This window comes from Morganella morganii, assembly GCF_041099235.1.
GTDB lineage: Bacteria > Pseudomonadota > Gammaproteobacteria > Enterobacterales > Enterobacteriaceae > Morganella > Morganella morganii_E.
Window position 1 is genome coordinate 47,894 of sequence record NZ_JBFZSO010000008.1, and the last position, 15,827, is coordinate 63,720.

At 50.9% G+C, this 15,827-nt stretch carries 14 protein-coding genes; 13 read left to right on the forward strand and 1 reads right to left on the reverse strand.

Annotated features, from left to right (window positions below):
• Window positions 1-163: 163 nt before the first annotated feature.
• The 11 genes from AB7038_RS13515 to AB7038_RS13565 all read left to right on the forward strand — a co-directional run bounded on the left by AB7038_RS13515 (window position 164) and on the right by AB7038_RS13565 (window position 11,861).
• The gene (locus AB7038_RS13515; protein ID WP_369453488.1) at window positions 164-1,039 is read left to right on the forward strand and encodes a LysR family transcriptional regulator; all 876 of its coding nucleotides are present in this window, start codon (window positions 164-166) and stop codon (window positions 1,037-1,039) included.
• A gap of 239 nt (window positions 1,040-1,278) precedes the next feature.
• Window positions 1,279-1,680 carry a DUF4878 domain-containing protein gene (locus AB7038_RS13520; RefSeq protein ID WP_369453489.1) on the forward strand — a complete coding sequence of 134 codons (402 nt, stop codon included), beginning with the start codon at window positions 1,279-1,281 and terminating at the stop codon, window positions 1,678-1,680.
• Window positions 1,680-2,243, forward strand: coding sequence for a YiiX/YebB-like N1pC/P60 family cysteine hydrolase (locus AB7038_RS13525; RefSeq protein WP_369453490.1), 564 nt, complete (start codon window positions 1,680-1,682; stop codon window positions 2,241-2,243). The genes AB7038_RS13520 and AB7038_RS13525 overlap by 1 nt, the downstream gene beginning before the upstream one ends.
• A gap of 42 nt (window positions 2,244-2,285) precedes the next feature.
• Entirely contained in the window at window positions 2,286-3,203 is a 918-nt protein-coding gene (rnz, locus tag AB7038_RS13530) for a ribonuclease Z (protein WP_369453491.1), read from the forward strand.
• Between the two features lie 91 nt (window positions 3,204-3,294).
• Window positions 3,295-4,218 (forward strand): LysR family transcriptional regulator, encoded by a 924-nt coding sequence (locus AB7038_RS13535; protein WP_368889969.1) that lies wholly within the window; start codon window positions 3,295-3,297, stop codon window positions 4,216-4,218.
• A 325-nt stretch (window positions 4,219-4,543) separates the two neighbouring features.
• A complete protein-coding gene (locus AB7038_RS13540) occupies window positions 4,544-6,124 on the forward strand; it encodes an L-lactate permease (protein ID WP_368889970.1) in 1,581 nt (526 codons plus the stop codon).
• A gap of 46 nt (window positions 6,125-6,170) precedes the next feature.
• Window positions 6,171-7,313 carry an FMN-dependent L-lactate dehydrogenase LldD gene (gene lldD / locus AB7038_RS13545; protein WP_004238839.1) on the forward strand — a complete coding sequence of 381 codons (1,143 nt, stop codon included), beginning with the start codon at window positions 6,171-6,173 and terminating at the stop codon, window positions 7,311-7,313.
• 355 nt (window positions 7,314-7,668) lie between these two features.
• Window positions 7,669-9,243, forward strand: coding sequence for a PTS sugar transporter (locus tag AB7038_RS13550; protein ID WP_369453492.1), 1,575 nt, complete (start codon window positions 7,669-7,671; stop codon window positions 9,241-9,243).
• A 123-nt stretch (window positions 9,244-9,366) separates the two neighbouring features.
• Window positions 9,367-10,209, forward strand: coding sequence for a histidine biosynthesis protein (locus tag AB7038_RS13555; RefSeq protein WP_368889972.1), 843 nt, complete (start codon window positions 9,367-9,369; stop codon window positions 10,207-10,209).
• Between the two features lie 43 nt (window positions 10,210-10,252).
• The gene (locus AB7038_RS13560) at window positions 10,253-11,062 is read left to right on the forward strand and encodes a Cof-type HAD-IIB family hydrolase (RefSeq protein ID WP_368889973.1); all 810 of its coding nucleotides are present in this window, start codon (window positions 10,253-10,255) and stop codon (window positions 11,060-11,062) included.
• 43 nt (window positions 11,063-11,105) lie between these two features.
• The gene (locus AB7038_RS13565) at window positions 11,106-11,861 is read left to right on the forward strand and encodes a DeoR/GlpR family DNA-binding transcription regulator (protein WP_368889974.1); all 756 of its coding nucleotides are present in this window, start codon (window positions 11,106-11,108) and stop codon (window positions 11,859-11,861) included.
• 10 nt (window positions 11,862-11,871) lie between these two features.
• Here the strand turns inward: AB7038_RS13565 and AB7038_RS13570 are convergent, their stop codons facing one another.
• A complete protein-coding gene (locus tag AB7038_RS13570) occupies window positions 11,872-12,549 on the reverse strand; it encodes a DUF421 domain-containing protein (protein WP_368889975.1) in 678 nt (225 codons plus the stop codon).
• A gap of 310 nt (window positions 12,550-12,859) precedes the next feature.
• Between AB7038_RS13570 and AB7038_RS13575 the strand changes: the two genes are divergently transcribed.
• Entirely contained in the window at window positions 12,860-13,369 is a 510-nt protein-coding gene (locus AB7038_RS13575; RefSeq protein ID WP_108655287.1) for a hypothetical protein, read from the forward strand.
• Between the two features lie 433 nt (window positions 13,370-13,802).
• Window positions 13,803-15,803 carry a BCCT family transporter gene (locus AB7038_RS13580; RefSeq protein WP_072871901.1) on the forward strand — a complete coding sequence of 667 codons (2,001 nt, stop codon included), beginning with the start codon at window positions 13,803-13,805 and terminating at the stop codon, window positions 15,801-15,803.
• The last annotated feature ends 24 nt before the right edge of the window (window positions 15,804-15,827 follow it).

A 15,827-nucleotide genomic window follows, 5' to 3' on the forward strand; every position in this document is an offset into this window, starting at 1 on the left:
TATTCACTGTAAATATAAGTAAATGTATGGTTTTATTGATGACAATCCCATATTGTTACTTTTTTTTGGTAAAAAAAATAATGTCCAACATGGTATAGTTGTCTTTATCATCAAAAAAATACATTACTTAGCATCAATTAATATATCTTCATAGGTTAACTTTATGTTTTTATCAAGACAGCTCATTCAATTTTTTGCTGTTGCTGAAAATTCCAGCCTGGCAGAAGCCGCAGAAAAACTTAACCTGACGCCATCGGCGCTTAGCCACGGCATTCGTGACCTTGAATGTAAAACCGGTATTTTATTAATTAAACGGTCAGGACAGAAATCATCATTAACTATTGACGGAAGAGATCTCTATCATCAACTATTACCCTATTACATTCAGATAAAACATATTTCAGATAATTTATCCGGAAAGAAAAAAAACAATAACTCGCTTACTATTAAAACGGACAGTCTTTGTTACCCGCCACTGAAAGATAAAATAATATCATTCTGTAAAGAAAACCCTGATCTCAGCCTGTCGTTAGAACCACAAGAATATATTGATATTAAACATGAAATATCCAGTAAAAACACAGATATTGTTATCTCTTCAGACTGCAGCACAGATAATGACGATATTCACCATCTTGATTTTACACCTGAAGAAACAGGTATTATTTCTCATGATAGCTTGTTAAAGAAATATGCTTCACTCTCTGCTTTTGTGATGAATGAAAGACTCATAAAAATAAAAACAAAAATTCACGAACATATATTAAGTGAGTTTTTATCAAAGTTTAAAATAGCGTTAAACGATCATCTCTCAATTACTGTACCGGCTGAATATAATATTTCTGATTTTATTGCATCTGCTGCAGGATTTAGTCTGCTACCAGAAAACTCCCTCCTTATTGATAACCTTAAAAACAGAGGGTGCAGATTTATAAAACTCCCTCATAACTATAATAGTGTAATTAAGAAACGTATTTATTTCAGCGAAATACACAACCAAACAGTCTCCGATTTTATATTAAAAATACGCAGCAATTAACATTAACATATCTAATCGAATGCATATTCCGTAAAACCCATAAATGATAATTTTTTCTGTTTAATTAACTTAAGTTTATTACTGAAAATTAACAAAATAACATAACAAAAACACGGTTTTTCCCTGAATCCGCTATCGGCGTTATATACAGGATTGCCAAGCCGCCGGATGTCCGTATACTGCCGGTATCTTCATCAGAAATAATTAAAAACACCTGTTGTCTTTTAAAGGAAAAACCTATGTTTAAAAAAATCGCCCTCACCCTGATGCTGCTGGCCGGCAGTATGATGCTGACCGCCTGCGGCAGTGATTCCCCGCAGGATGTTGTTAAACAGTTCTACAGTGCTGTTGAGAAAAAAGATGCGGACAAAGCTTATGAACTGCTCGCCATCCCGGAAAAAGATAAACAAAAAAATGAAATGGAAATCAAAGGCAAAGTACAGATGATTGTCGGCGATATGGCGCGCCGTATTGAAGGTAACGGCGGCGTGGAAAGCACCGAAGTGAAATCCGTGGATATTGATGAAAGCAAAAAACGTGCAACCGTGATCCTGACGGTCAATTTCAAAGACGGCAAACAGAAAGATGAGCGTTTCCTGCTGACAAAGGATGAAGGCAACTGGAAAATTATCCTGCGCTGATGAGACACACACTCTGCGCCGGGCTTCTGCTCCCGGCGCAGCTGACAGCCGCACTGCCGTTGTCTGCGGCAGTCCCTCCGCCCGGTATTCAGAGCGGTGACCTGATTTTCCGTGACGGCGGCGAAGCCATCAGTGAGATTGTCAGAAGTATTGACAGCAGTGGTTTCAGCCATGTCGGTGTTGTTGATATCACACCGGAAGGCACCTACGTGATCCATGCCACTCCTCAGGAACACCCGGGCGGCATCAGCGGTGTGAACCGCGATCCCCTTGATTTCTTTATTGAACACGCCAAAGACGGACAGGTTGCCTGGTATGCCGTGCAGGCGGACAGCGAACATCACCGCCACGCCCGTGATAATGCCCTTACACAACTCGGCACGCCTTTCAGCATCAACCCGCAGGACGGGCTGTACTGCACGCAACTGGCGGCTGACGCCTGGCTGTCCGCCGGGGTCACGATCATCACCGGCAAAACCCGTCTGAGTTTACCGCTGGCGGAAGAACCGTTAATCTTACCGGAAAATATTACCCGCTCGCCGCAACTGCGCCGTATTCCGTAATACCGGCCTCCGCACGGCGGCAACTGCAATACAGGGAACAACATGGAGTTAATTTTTCTGGGCACCGGTGCCGGTGTTCCGTCAAACAACCGCAACGTCAGCAGCCTGGTGCTGGATCTCAAATCATTACAGCGCGGTCTGTGGATGTTTGACTGCGGCGAAGGCACTCAGCATCAGATTCTGAAAAGTCCGGTCAAAATCCCGAAACTGGAAAAAATCTTTATCACCCATCTGCACGGCGACCATATTTTCGGCCTGCCCGGCCTGTTATGCAGCCGCTCCATGGGCGGATGTGAGGAACCACTTACTCTCTTTGGTCCGCAGGGGTTGGCGCAGTTTGTTGAAACTGCCCTGACACTCAGCGGCTCGTATCTGACTTTCCCATTGGAGATCATTGAGATAGATGAGGAAGGCGTGATTTATGATGACGGGCAACTGAAAGTCAGCGCTTACTCACTTGAGCATCCGGTGATCAGCTACGGCTACCGGATTGAAGAACATGATAAACCCGGGGCGCTGGATGCACAGCGCCTGAAAGCGGAAGGTGTCCCCGGCGGCCCGTGGATGCAGACCCTTAAACAGGGCGGCGAAGTGACACTGGACGATGGCCGGGTGATTTGCGGGGCAGATTACCTCGGCGAGCCGCAGCGCGGACGTCATCTGGTGATTTTTGGTGATACCGCACCGTGCGAAAATGCGCTGAAACTGGCACAGAATGCCGATGTGATTGTGCTGGAAGCCACGCTTGACGGCAGCATGACCGAAAAAGCCAACAGCCGCGGACACTCTTCCACCGTGCAGACCGCTACCCTGGCGCGTGATGCCGGGGTTGGTACGCTGATCGCCACGCATTTCAGCGGACGCTACAGTGAAGAAGATTGTGAGCGCTTACTTCGTGAGTGTCAGGCGATTTTCCCGGCCACGGTGTTTGCCTTTGATCACATGATATACCCGATTTAACCTGTCTGTCTCCGGCGTGATTATCACTGTTACACAGATTTTGATATAGTGAATGCTGTTTATTATTTCATTCACCGCCGGAGGTTTTACCATGCTGCCTGCCCACGAGTACGCCAATGATCTGATTTTATTTGCGCTGATTGTGGATTGCGGCTCCTTCAGTAAAGCGGCGGAAATGGCCGGTGTCACCGGATCCGTGCTCAGCAAACGGGTAGGACGGCTGGAAAAGGCCCTCGGCGCCCGTCTTCTGTACCGCACCACCCGCAGCCTCTCTGTCACGGAAAACGGCCGTGTGCTGTATCAGCATGCCAAATCTCTTACCGGCCAGGTTCACAGCGCCCTGCAGGCGGTCAGTGCCAACAGTGACGAACTAACCGGCCTTATCCGTATGTCAGTACCCACTATCTCCGGAGAGCTTGTTCTCAGCGAGAGCGTGGCGGAATTCTGCGAAAAATACCCGAATGTGAAAGTGGAAATGCATCTGGAGAACCGGTTTGTTGACCTGGTGAATGAACGGATTGATCTGGCTATCCGCACCGGCATGATGAGTGACTCCAGCCTGATAGCCCGTCCACTGATTGATTCTCACTGGGTGATCCTAGCCTCCCCCCGCTACCTGGAAAAACACCCTGCGCCGCAGAATCCGGAAGATTTGCTGACACACAACTGCCTCACCTACACCTATCAGCAGAGCGGCACCTCAAACTGGCTGATGCGCCGCCCGGATACCGGTGAAATCTATGAATTACAGGTGAGCGGCAATATCGCCTTCAATAATGCCCGCGCCATCCGCAAAGCGCTGCTCAGCGGCCACGGTATCGCCATGGTGCCACGCTGTATGGTGCATGAGGATCTGGAGGCCGGACTGCTGACAGAAGTCCTGCCGGGTTACAGTGGTAAAAAACTCGGCGTATATGCCGTGTATCCGTACACCCGTCATCTGCCGGTCAAAATCCGCCTGCTGATCGATCATATCCAGCAGTCATATCAGGCAATCAGTCCTTATTTCGGCTGACAGATTCAGGATTGTTATCTGTTCGCAACCGCGGATTAGTCGATTTTTGGAATTTCTCTATTGACCGTTATGGCCTAATTAATGTGACCCTGTCCTTTTATCATACAAATTAACCTATTAATTTACTGATAAATAACATTTTTTTATTTCCTTTTTTCACCTGATTTTCTGCGTTTTCCGTCATTTCCCTCCCGCATTCAATTGTTAAAAAAATGCAGCATAGATAATTCTTTTTGGTTGTGATTAAAATAATTACGTAATGAAAATTTAACGAATCCTGCATACAACATTTATTTTTAAAACAATAATAATGTCAGAGGGCTTTATGGCTATTTTTTTCAGTCTTGCACCGATCGTGATGTTAATCTGGATGATGACAAAACGCCGCAGTATCCCTTCTTACGTCGCATTACCTTTCACGGCCGCCGTGGTGTTCTGTATCCAGCTGTTCTGGTTTAAAACGGATCTCACACTGCTGAGTGCCAATATTGTCACCGCCTTTATTTCTGTGCTGACACCGATCACCATCATTGCCGGGGCGATTATGCTCAATAAGCTGATGCAGGTGAGCGGCGCGGAAAACGTGGTGCGCAGCTGGCTGGAAAACATCAGCCCGAATCCGGTGGCACAGCTGATGATTATCGGCTGGGCATTCGCCTTTACCATTGAGGGCGCAAGCGGGTTCGGTACCCCGGCTGCTATTGCCGCCCCAATCCTGGTGGGTCTTGGCTTCCCTGCTATGCGTGTCGCTCTGCTGACGCTGGTGATGAACTCCGTGCCGGTCTCGTTCGGCGCCGTCGGTACACCAACCTGGTTTGGTTTTGCCAACCTCGGGCTGAGTGAGGAGAGTGTTTATCAGATAAGCCACTACTCCGCGCTGATCCACTTTGTGGCTGCATTTGTGATCCCGCTGCTGGCGCTGCGTTTTATTGTCAGCTGGCAGGAGATCCGCCGTAATATCGTGTTTATTCTGATCAGCGTGCTCGCCTGTACCGTACCGTATCTGCTGCTGGCCCAGGTCAACTATGAGTTCCCGGCACTGCTCGGCGGGGCAATCGGCCTCGGGATTTCTGTCGTGACCGCCCGTGCCGGGATCGGCCTGACCCGCGCTGAACAAAAAACAGAGAAAAAAGTGATCCCGTTCGGGCAGGTTATCAAAGCGATGACCCCGACCCTGCTGCTGATCGGTATTCTGATTGTTACCCGCATCCACCAGCTCGGCCTGAAAGGGTTGCTCAACAGCACTAACGTGATTTGGGAAGGCACTCTGGGTTTCCTCGGCCATATCACGCTGAGTGATGCACTGATTGTCCGCCTGAGCAACGTATTCGGCACCCCGGCGGCGGCAGATTATAAAACACTGTATGTCCCGGCGCTGATCCCGTTCTTCCTCGTGGTGTTTATCGGTATTTTCCTGTTCCGCCTGAAACGGACACAAGTAAAAACCATGTTTGTGCAGACCGCACAGCAGACCAATAAACCGTTTATTGCCCTGTTCGGCGCACTGATTATGGTGAACCTGATGATGCAGGGCGGCGAAAATGCGCCGGTTTACATTATCGGTCGTTCTCTGGCGGGAGCCACCGGCGAGAGCTGGATCTACTTCGCCTCTTATCTCGGCGCACTCGGCTCGTTCTTCTCCGGCTCCAACACCGTGTCCAACCTGACCTTCGGCGGCATCCAGCAGTCGATCGCGCAAACCACCGGCCTGAATGTCAATTTAACCCTCGCGCTCCAGTCTGTCGGCGGAGCCATGGGGAACATGGTGTGTCTGAATAATATTATCGCTGTCTGCACCATCCTCGGTATTACCAACGCCGAAGGCTCAATTATCAAAAAGACAGTGGTTCCGATGTTTATCTACGGCGTGATTGCCGCCGTGATGGCACTGATACTGACCCTGTAACCGGGCACAGTGCTGAGTTTGTTACATACATATACAGGTATTTAAGATGATTATTTCCGCTTCAACAGACTACCGGGCGGCTGCCGAATCCAGACTGCCTCCCTTCCTGTTTCACTATATTGACGGCGGGGCGTATGCCGAGCATACCCTGAAGCGCAATACGGCGGATCTGGCGGATATCGCCCTGCGTCAGCGGGTGCTGCGCGATATGTCGTCTCTCAGTCTGGAAACTGAACTGTTCGGGGAAAAACTGGCGATGCCGGTTGCCCTGGCGCCGGTCGGGCTGACCGGGATGTACGCACGGCGCGGTGAAGTGCAGGCGGCGAAAGCGGCTGCCAATAAAGGCGTTCCGTTTACCCTGTCCACGGTATCCGTGTGTCCGATTGAGGAAGTTGCTCCGGCGATTGAGCGCCCGATGTGGTTCCAGCTCTATGTGCTGCGCGATCGCGGTTTTATGAAAAATGCCCTCGAGCGCGCCAAAGCCGCCGGTGTCAAAACCCTGGTCTTTACCGTCGATATGCCGGTTCCGGGAGCGCGTTACCGTGATGCCCATTCCGGGATGAGCGGCCCGAATGCCGCCATGCGCCGTGTGTTACAGGCGATGGTTCACCCGCGCTGGGCGCTGGATGTCGGCGTGCTGGGCAAACCGCATGATCTGGGCAATATTTCAGTCTATCGCGGCGCGCCGACCAAACTGGAAGATTATATCGGCTGGCTGGGGGCAAACTTCGATCCGTCTATTTCCTGGAAAGACCTCGAATGGATCCGCGAGTTCTGGGAAGGCCCGATGATTATCAAAGGGATCCTGGACCCGGAAGATGCGAAAGATGCGGTACGTTTCGGCGCAGACGGCATTGTGGTTTCCAACCACGGCGGCCGCCAGCTCGACGGCGTACTCTCCACCGCCCGTGCTCTGCCTGCTATTGCCGATGCGGTGAAATCGGATATCACGATTCTGAGTGATTCCGGGATCCGTAACGGCCTTGATGTGGTGCGGATGCTGGCGCTGGGGGCGGATTCTGTCCTGCTTGGCCGTGCTTTTGTCTATGCCCTTGCGGCGCAGGGACAGGCTGGTGTTGAAAATCTGCTGGATCTGATTGATAAAGAGATGCGCGTGGCAATGACCCTGACCGGTGCAAAAACTATCCGCGATATCACCCGCGACTCACTGGTTAATCTGCCCGGCTGATCCGTTTTTTTATTTTTCAGTAAAAGCCACTCCCCGGAGTGGCTTTTTTGTTTTATGTGGTTTCCCTGTGAGATTGACACAGTTAATTATGATCGAACTCACACAAAACAACATAAAGCAAAATAATTAGCTAATAATTAAACAGCATTAAATAAAACAAAATCAGCCACACTTAGTTAATAACACTGATAACCACCTGGGAAAACACCATATCCTCCAAGATGAATCAATTCAGTGATTATTTCATAAACAATACGCCCTATTTTGATGTGTTGATTTACGTTGTTATACCAATCAATATCAACAAAAAACAACAATAAGTCGTTACTTACCCTGAACCCCCTGAGGTCCGATTATGAAAAAAATTGTCATACTGGGCAGTAGTGGCGGGAACCTGTACAACCTCGGTGGTGCAGATCCTGAAAAACTTCTGAGCGAAATCTACACACAATGTCAGTCCGCCGGTGTTTCTGTTGCTGCGGTGCAGTTTATTGCAGCACAGGCGTCGATGGATGTTGCCAAACCCTCTACCGCCGCCGCGGTCTACACCCTGACAGGCGCAGATGCCGTGCCTGCCGTTACGTTCTCCGGCACTCTGGCGGAAGTGAATGACGCGGTGCGCGGCAGTGATGAACAGATTGCCCGGCTGATAGAACAGGGTGATATCGACGGCATCATTATTATGAGCGGCGATCCGCACAACGCCAACCGCCTGGCACTTCAGGCGGCGGCGGAAAAGAAAGTGCCGATCGCCGGTACCGGCGGCACCTCGATGGCCCATATCGCCGCCGCCGGTGCCAATGTGATTGCCACCTCGGGTACCACCGGCACCACCAGCAGAACCCGGGCGATTTCATTTATCTCCTCCCTGTGCAAACACTGGGGTATTAAATTCCGTCCGGTACTGGGCAGTGCAGGCAGCACCGGCGGGCCGTCCGATAAGAGCCTGCTTAAGCGCATGAATATCCGCGGCATTATGCTCCCCGCCCTGCCGGGCTTTATTGCCATGGCGATTGTACTGGCGCTGAGCCACATTCCGGGGCTGGAAAGCCTGGATGCGATTTTCCAGCTCCTGCTCAAAGGGCTGCCGGTGATTGTGGCGGTGATTGCCGCCAAACAGGTTTCCGAACTGGATGAGGTTTCGATTGTTTCCGGGGTTGTCGCCGGAGTGCTCTCGGTCGAGGGAGGGCTGATCGGCGGGATCGCAGGCGGGATCATGGCGGGTATTTTTGTCCGTTACCTGTTTGCCCTGTGCATCAGCTGGAAATTCCCGATGACCACCGTCAACATCGTGGCGGGCGGGATTTCCGGTCTGGCTGCCGGTCTTATCATGTTCTACTTCCTCAGCCCGCTGGCACTGCTGGCCGGTAACTACATCAAACTGGCACTGGAAAGCACCCTCGCCTTCAGCCCGGTTCTGGCGGGACTGCTGGCCGGTCTGGTTATCTGGCCTGCGATCCTCGGCGGTGTGTATCACGCGGTGATCCTGCCGCTGGTGCTGCTTGAGATGGAAAAAACCGGCGTCAGCTTCCTCGGCGCGGTGGATATGGTCGGGCTGGTGATGGTGGCAGCAGGGATTAACCTGGCAAACGTCATTGCCCCGCGTGAACGCAGTGAGGCCGCTGTCGCCGCCCCGGGACTGCTTATCAATCTGGGATTCGGTACCTTTGTGGAATCGGCGTATCCCTTCATGTTTGCCAACAAAATCGTGTTCGGCGGTGCCATTCTCTCCGCCGGGATCGGCGGCATGATGCTCGGCATGTTTAATGTCAAAGGGGTGGCGTATGTACCGGCGTTTGCCTCTCCGTTCTTATCCAGTAACGCACTTTACATGGCGCTGACCATGACCGTGATTCTGGTTTTAACCTGTGCCATTACTGTCATCGCCAACCGTTTCAGTGCCGTGACAGCCGTGAAAGCTGCAGGCTGATGCAAAGACAACACAGCAAATAATAAGTGTGAAAAATATCACACGCCAACACCAGGGCTTTATGAAAACGGCACCTCCGGGTGCCGTCATACAAAAACACAAAAAAAGTAATAAGAGGTTGATATGTTTATAGGTGATATGAATAAAAAACGTGAACAGGCCATGGCGAAAGTCAGAAATGCTATTGCGCTGCACAACGGGCAGACTCTGCTCAGCACAGGTATCACCGGTGATGACGCGCGACTGGCGAAAGCAGTGTGTGATGCCGGGGTCAAAATGCTGGAGCCGAACCATCCGGCGCTGGCGCTGGCACGCGGACACAGAGGCGTGAATAACATGCACGCCGCCGAGCAGATCCGCCATGAAATCTCCACCGCGCAGATGGCGGAAGCCGTCAACGGTATCCGTAATGTGATCCCGGATGATGTTTTTATTACGGTCGGGATCGCCGGCGGATTCACCGAAACCATCCCGGTGCCGGTGACAGAAGAGGATATTTTACAGATCGCCCGTGCCGGAGCTGACGGCCTGCACACCCATAAATCCACCTTTGAAGATCTGGCGGATATTGTCAGTCTTGCGCACCGCTTCGGCCTGACCGTGGATGCTTACATCGGCCACCCTGACGATCTGCACACCTTCGGCATCCCGGCGGAAACCCCGGAAGAAGTCGCAGATGTGGCGAAGAAAATGGAAGCCATCGGCGTGGATATGATCGGCCTGATGACCGGCATGAGCTATGAAGGCGTGGCTGCCGGTGAAATTCCGGAGCAGATTAAAGCCCGCCTGAAAGCGCTGGTGGGTGCGGTCAGTGTCCCGACACTGGCAGAAGGCGGTATTAACGTCGCCAATGCCAAAGCGTTTAAAGAAACCGGGGTGAATATTTTAGTGGTCGGCACCGCGATTGATAACGTGGTGTGTCAGGCGGCTGCACAGGTTACTCAATCCTTTATTCATCACAACTGACTGAATTTCCAATGCGGGGGCACAGCCCCCGCTGAGGCTTTTTATGACCACACTGGCTATCGATCTCGACGGCACGCTTTTACATCCGGATAACCGTATTTCGGAGGGCAACCGCCGGGCACTGCTGGCACTGCCGCCGGAAACAGATATTGTGATCTGCTCTGCCCGCCCGCTGCGGGCAATTTTGTCTCTGACAGACAGCGCCGGGCTGCTTCCGGTGCTCCGCGCTATCGGCGCCTGTAACGGCGCGGTGATTTATGATTGCCGCACACAATCCGTTCTGAGCCGGACCGTCCTCTCCCCGGTAGTGTTATCCGCACTGCAAAACCTGCTCACCACCGGCTGGCATGCTTTTGGTGAGGATGCTCTGCTCTGTCCGCCGGAAGAAAGATCAGAATACACAATTCATGAGTCTGAATTATTCGGCCTGCCAATACAGACACTCGCGGCAGACGATATTTTCAGCCGGACAGATATCATTAAAATCACCCTGTGCGGGGAGGCAGAAGCCCTGCGGCAGCGGGCTGACATTCTTCGCCCGCAGTTACCGGCGGAGGTCAGCGCGTTCTTTACCGATCAGCACTATTTTGAACTGGTTCCCGCATCCGTCAGCAAAGGCAGTACCCTGCAAATACTGGCGGAGCGCGGTATTCTGCGGCCGGGAACCATCATGGCCATCGGCGATCAGGAAAACGATCTCTCTTTATTTGCCGCAGCGGATCTGCGCGTGGCAATGGGCAATGCCGTACCGGCACTGAAGCAGGCCGCCGGGTATATTACGGCTGACTGCCGGGAGGATGGCGTTGCTGCCGCACTTCAGCATTACAGGGCGGCATTTCGCAACGACGCATAATGCGCTAATATTGTTCATGTTTACGAGTGTGATGAGAACGGTCATGAATCCGATAAAAAGAAAGGAATACATCCTCAGTCTGCTGAATCAGCAAGGGGAAGTCAGTGTGCAGGATCTTGCTGATACACTGAATGTCACCTCTGAGACGATCCGCCGTGACCTCTCCATTCTGGAGAAAGAAGGCGAGATCATCAAAATTCACGGCGGGGCGATGAAGAAAAAGAGTGTCAGCGAAGGCAGCTTTGAACAGCGGCTGGAACTGAACCGCGAGGAAAAAATGACCCTCGCTCGCTATGCTGCCGGGCTGATTTCCGAGCACGACACACTGTATATCGATTCCTGTTCGACAACGCTGCTGTTTTCCGCACAGTTACCGGCGATTGCATTTACCGTTTTCACCAATTCAGCCCTTATCGCAGATAAAATTGCCTCGCAGAACCCGCTGGCAAAAGTGTATGTGCTGGGCGGTGAATACAGCCATGAATTCCGGGCTAATCTCGGCGCGAAAACCCTGCATGAAATTGATCATATTTATGCCGACTTCGCCTTTGTCGGCGCAGGCGGTGTGCGCGATGAAGGCATTCTGGTCAAAAGTGTTGAAGAAGGTATGATCGCGCGGAAAATGCTGGAAAAAAGTAAGCAGAAAATTATTCTGGCCGACTCCAGCAAATTCGGCCAGCAGGGAATTTTAAAAATCGCGGAAATTGCCGTTATCGATAAAATTATCTGTGACGATAAATGGCAGAAAGCGCACGAATTTTGTGAAAAATATCCGGAAAAAGTCGTTATCGTGCCGTAAGGTAAACTCCTTACGGCTGTGACGGCTCGCTGTGATGGCCGGTCATCCTCCCGTCCTTCATCACCAGATTGAGGCTGCCGTTATAAAATTCAGCCAGGAATACAGTCTCAGGGTCGTCAATTCCCTGCTGTTTCAGGCAGTCAGCCAGCCACTCCTCATCATGACCAATCTGTTCCAGCTCATGTTTGCGCGGCACGCCGTCTTTCATCACGATGACTGACGGCATCTGTGACTGATCACAAATCACCGTCAGCTGGCCGTCCGGCTCTATCTGCGCATAATACACATCGCGGAATGAATAGATCCCCTGTGCATGCATGCGGGAGGTGATATTCAGAATATCGATTTTATTACGCTTCTCATGAATGCTGTCCATGATAAATGCCCCGTTTTTAATAATGGGGATCGGGTTACCGATAGTCACCGCCCGCAGTACACTGATATGTTTGCTGACCCAATTGATTATGCTGATAAAACTCACGCCCATCAGCAGAATAATAATATATTGCGTCAGCGGAATGGTATCACTGTAAATAACACCGCCGATAATGCCGCCCAGTACAAAGTTTCCAATAAAATCAACCGGTGTCATTTGTGACAATTGGGTTTTCCCGGAGATATTCATGTGCGTTAACACAATAACAAAGCCGATGATAAATTTAACAATAACCAGCAGATAATATGTCATGGTATTTCCTTACACTGACAAACAATGCTAACCAACTGAAATAAAACACGTTACCATGTTACGCTTATAAGATTACATTCTGTATTGATATTACCGGATATTTTTATGCAGCGGGATATTATTTTAGGACGTTACCGATAAATTATCCTCAGATCTATACAACCGGCGCTTCATTTTCTATGCTGAAGGGGATAACCCTGACAGAAAATTATATCTGTCAGCAGACTGCCTGATTTTATTATATAATCAATAATCGCGGACACGATGTTATCCGGTTATTTTACTCAGTATTGCTGAAGAGGAGTTAATCATGAAAAAAGCATTATTAAGTTCACTCATCCTTGCGGGGGTATTTGCACTGGCCACCGGGTGTGACGACAGCAGCAAAACGGATCCCGCCGCACAGAAAGCACAGGAAGGTGCCGCGCAGATTAAGGAAGCCGCGGAGCAAAAAGCGGATGAGATAAAGCAGGATGCCAAAGAGGCAGCGGATAAAACAGAGCAGAAAGCCGCTGAACTGAAACAGAATGCAACAGAAGCCGCCGGTGATGCCAAAGAAAAAGCCGGTGCGGTAATGGCTGATGCAAAAGAGAAAGCGGCAGAAATCCGTGATAGCGCCGATGCCAAAGCGGATGAACTGAAAAAAGAGGCTGATGCCCTGCTGGCTGATGCCAAAGATAAAGGCGAAGATGCCAAAAAAGCCGCGGAAGAAAAAGCCGCTGAGCTGAAACAGAAAGCGGATGATGCCAAAGCCGCTGCTGATAAAAAAATTGATGAGCTGAAACAGGATGTCAGCGGAAAACCCGCAGATGCTCAGTAAAAGCTGAACAGGTAATATCCCGTACCAATCCGTAAAACAGTCGTCAGCCGGAAACAATCATTGTTTCCGGCTTTTTTATTGTGTTATTTCAGGCAGTTTGCCAATTACCGCAAATAAAATTCACAGAGAAAAACATCTCTTTTTCCCGCAAAAATACCCCGTGACTTGCCGCAGAGTGACATTTTTGGCACTATAATCCTCTTTTTTTCACCAACCGGGGGAATAAAATCTAATATCACCGTTTTTTTTCCGCAGGTTTAGCCTGTATTCATCTCCGTTTTTTCTGATCTCCCGCTGACACTATTTTGCCGGAGTTTCTATTTATTACCGCTACGCAGCCGCGTACCGTTTTCAGAAGGAAAATCTGACGCTTTGATGCAGTTCTCCCCTTTTTACTGCCGGCGTTATCTGCAACTGATAAAAGGAATAATTCATGAGTCATCAGGACACTGAACAATCCGCAAAAAAAATGAAGATTAATCCGCCGGTTTTTTATATTTCGGCCCTGGTTATTCTCCTGATTGTCGGCTTTGCCGCCCTGTTTCCCCAGACGGCGGACATACACCTTAAAGCCCTTCAGACCAGCCTGTTTAAAAATGCCAGCTGGTTCTATATCCTCGCCGTCGCCCTGATTTTACTGAGCGTCACCTTTATGGGGCTGTCCCGTTTCGGTGATATTAAACTCGGCCCTGACCACGCCCGTCCGGCTTACAGCTATATTTCCTGGTTCGCCATGCTGTTCTCCGCAGGGATGGGGATCGGACTGATGTTCTTCGGTGTCGCCGAACCGGTGATGCACTATCTTTCCCCGCCTGTCGGCACACCGGAAACGGTTGAAGCGGCAAAAGAGGCCATGCGCCTGACCTTCTTCCACTGGGGGTTACACGCCTGGGCTATTTACGCGGTTGTGGCGCTGATCCTTGCGTTTTTCAGCTACCGCCACGGCCTTCCGCTGACACTGCGTTCCGCACTCTACCCGATTATCGGTGACCGTATTTACGGTGCAGCCGGTCATGCGGTGGATATTTTCGCTGTGGTCGGTACGGTATTCGGGGTCGCGACCTCTCTCGGCTTCGGCGTGTTACAGGTGAATGCCGGGCTGAATCATCTGTTCGGCCTGCCGCAGACAGAAACTGTTCAGGTGGTGCTGATTGTGGTGATCACCTCACTGGCCACGCTGTCAGTCGTGTCCGGTCTGGATAAAGGCATCCGTTTTCTGTCAGAGCTGAACCTCGGCCTGGCGGTTCTGCTGCTGATTATGGTCGGTGTGTTAGGCCCGACCGTGCTGCTGCTGAAATCCTTTGTTGAGAACACCGGCGGTTATCTTTCTGAAATCGTCAGTAATACCTTTAATCTCTTTGCCTATGAGCCGAAGTCAGATGACTGGCTGGGCGGCTGGACCCTGCTTTACTGGGGCTGGTGGCTGTCGTGGTCACCGTTTGTCGGGATGTTTATCGCGCGGATTTCACGCGGACGCACCATCCGTGAGTTTGTTTTCGGCGTGTTGTTTGTCCCGGCGGGCTTTACCCTGCTGTGGATGACCTTCTTCGGTAACACCGCCATTGATCTGATCAAAAATCAGGGCGCAACCGCCCTCGCCGCGGTGGTGAAAGAGGATGTGTCACTGGCGCTGTTCCAGTTCCTTGAGTATTTCCCGTTCTCCACGGTGCTCTCTTTCTTTGCCATGCTGATGGTGATTGTCTTCTTCGTCACTTCAGCTGACTCCGGCGCGATGGTCGTGGATACTCTGGCCTCCGGCGGGGATACCCACACACCGGTCTGGCAGCGGATTTTCTGGGCAGGGCTGATGGGCGTGGTAGCGATCACCCTGCTGCTGGCCGGCGGATTATCCGCCCTGCAGACAGTGACTATCGCCAGTGCCCTGCCGTTTGCGGTTGTACTGCTGTTCTCTATTTACGGGCTGATCAAAGCCCTGCGGATTGATGTGCATAAACGCGACAGCCAGCAGCTGGCGACCATTGCACCGACGGCAAGCCGTAATCCGATCCCGTGGCAGCGCCGTCTGCGTAATATCGGCTATTTTCCGAAACGTTCGCTGGTCAAACGCTTTATTGATGAAGTGGTGTCAGAGGCGATGGACATGGTGGCACAGGAGCTGGAAAAACAGAGCACACCGAGCCATATCGACCGCAGCCGCGACGACCGGATCACCTTTGAGGTCGATCTGGGGGATGATATGAACTTTATCTATGAAACCCGGCTGCGCTATTACAATCAGCCGTCCTTTGCCCTTTCCGGGATGACCGACGAGGAGAAAGATGAGGAGCACCGCTATTACCGCGCGGAAATCCATCTGAAAGAGGGCGGACAGGATTATGACATTATGGGCTGGAACAAGGAGCAGATTATTCATGACATTCTTGACCAGTATGAAAAACATATTCACTTCCTGCATCTGCTCGGCAAGAAGTAAGTCTGTCACTGTAAAAATGCCGCT

What these genes read in the sequence shown, in the direction of transcription:
- AB7038_RS13515 (WP_369453488.1), top strand. Translation starts at nt 164, where the DNA reads ATGTTTTTATCAAGACAGCTCATTCAATTTTTTGCTGTTGCTGAAAAT.
- AB7038_RS13520 (WP_369453489.1), top strand. Translation starts at nt 1,279, where the DNA reads ATGTTTAAAAAAATCGCCCTCACCCTGATGCTGCTGGCCGGCAGTATG.
- AB7038_RS13525 (WP_369453490.1), top strand. Translation starts at nt 1,680, where the DNA reads ATGAGACACACACTCTGCGCCGGGCTTCTGCTCCCGGCGCAGCTGACA.
- rnz (WP_369453491.1), top strand. Translation starts at nt 2,286, where the DNA reads ATGGAGTTAATTTTTCTGGGCACCGGTGCCGGTGTTCCGTCAAACAAC.
- AB7038_RS13535 (WP_368889969.1), top strand. Translation starts at nt 3,295, where the DNA reads ATGCTGCCTGCCCACGAGTACGCCAATGATCTGATTTTATTTGCGCTG.
- AB7038_RS13540 (WP_368889970.1), top strand. Translation starts at nt 4,544, where the DNA reads ATGGCTATTTTTTTCAGTCTTGCACCGATCGTGATGTTAATCTGGATG.
- lldD (WP_004238839.1), top strand. Translation starts at nt 6,171, where the DNA reads ATGATTATTTCCGCTTCAACAGACTACCGGGCGGCTGCCGAATCCAGA.
- AB7038_RS13550 (WP_369453492.1), top strand. Translation starts at nt 7,669, where the DNA reads ATGAAAAAAATTGTCATACTGGGCAGTAGTGGCGGGAACCTGTACAAC.
- AB7038_RS13555 (WP_368889972.1), top strand. Translation starts at nt 9,367, where the DNA reads ATGTTTATAGGTGATATGAATAAAAAACGTGAACAGGCCATGGCGAAA.
- AB7038_RS13560 (WP_368889973.1), top strand. Translation starts at nt 10,253, where the DNA reads ATGACCACACTGGCTATCGATCTCGACGGCACGCTTTTACATCCGGAT.
- AB7038_RS13565 (WP_368889974.1), top strand. Translation starts at nt 11,106, where the DNA reads ATGAATCCGATAAAAAGAAAGGAATACATCCTCAGTCTGCTGAATCAG.
- AB7038_RS13570 (WP_368889975.1), bottom strand. Translation starts at nt 12,549, where the DNA reads ATGACATATTATCTGCTGGTTATTGTTAAATTTATCATCGGCTTTGTT.
- AB7038_RS13575 (WP_108655287.1), top strand. Translation starts at nt 12,860, where the DNA reads ATGAAAAAAGCATTATTAAGTTCACTCATCCTTGCGGGGGTATTTGCA.
- AB7038_RS13580 (WP_072871901.1), top strand. Translation starts at nt 13,803, where the DNA reads ATGAGTCATCAGGACACTGAACAATCCGCAAAAAAAATGAAGATTAAT.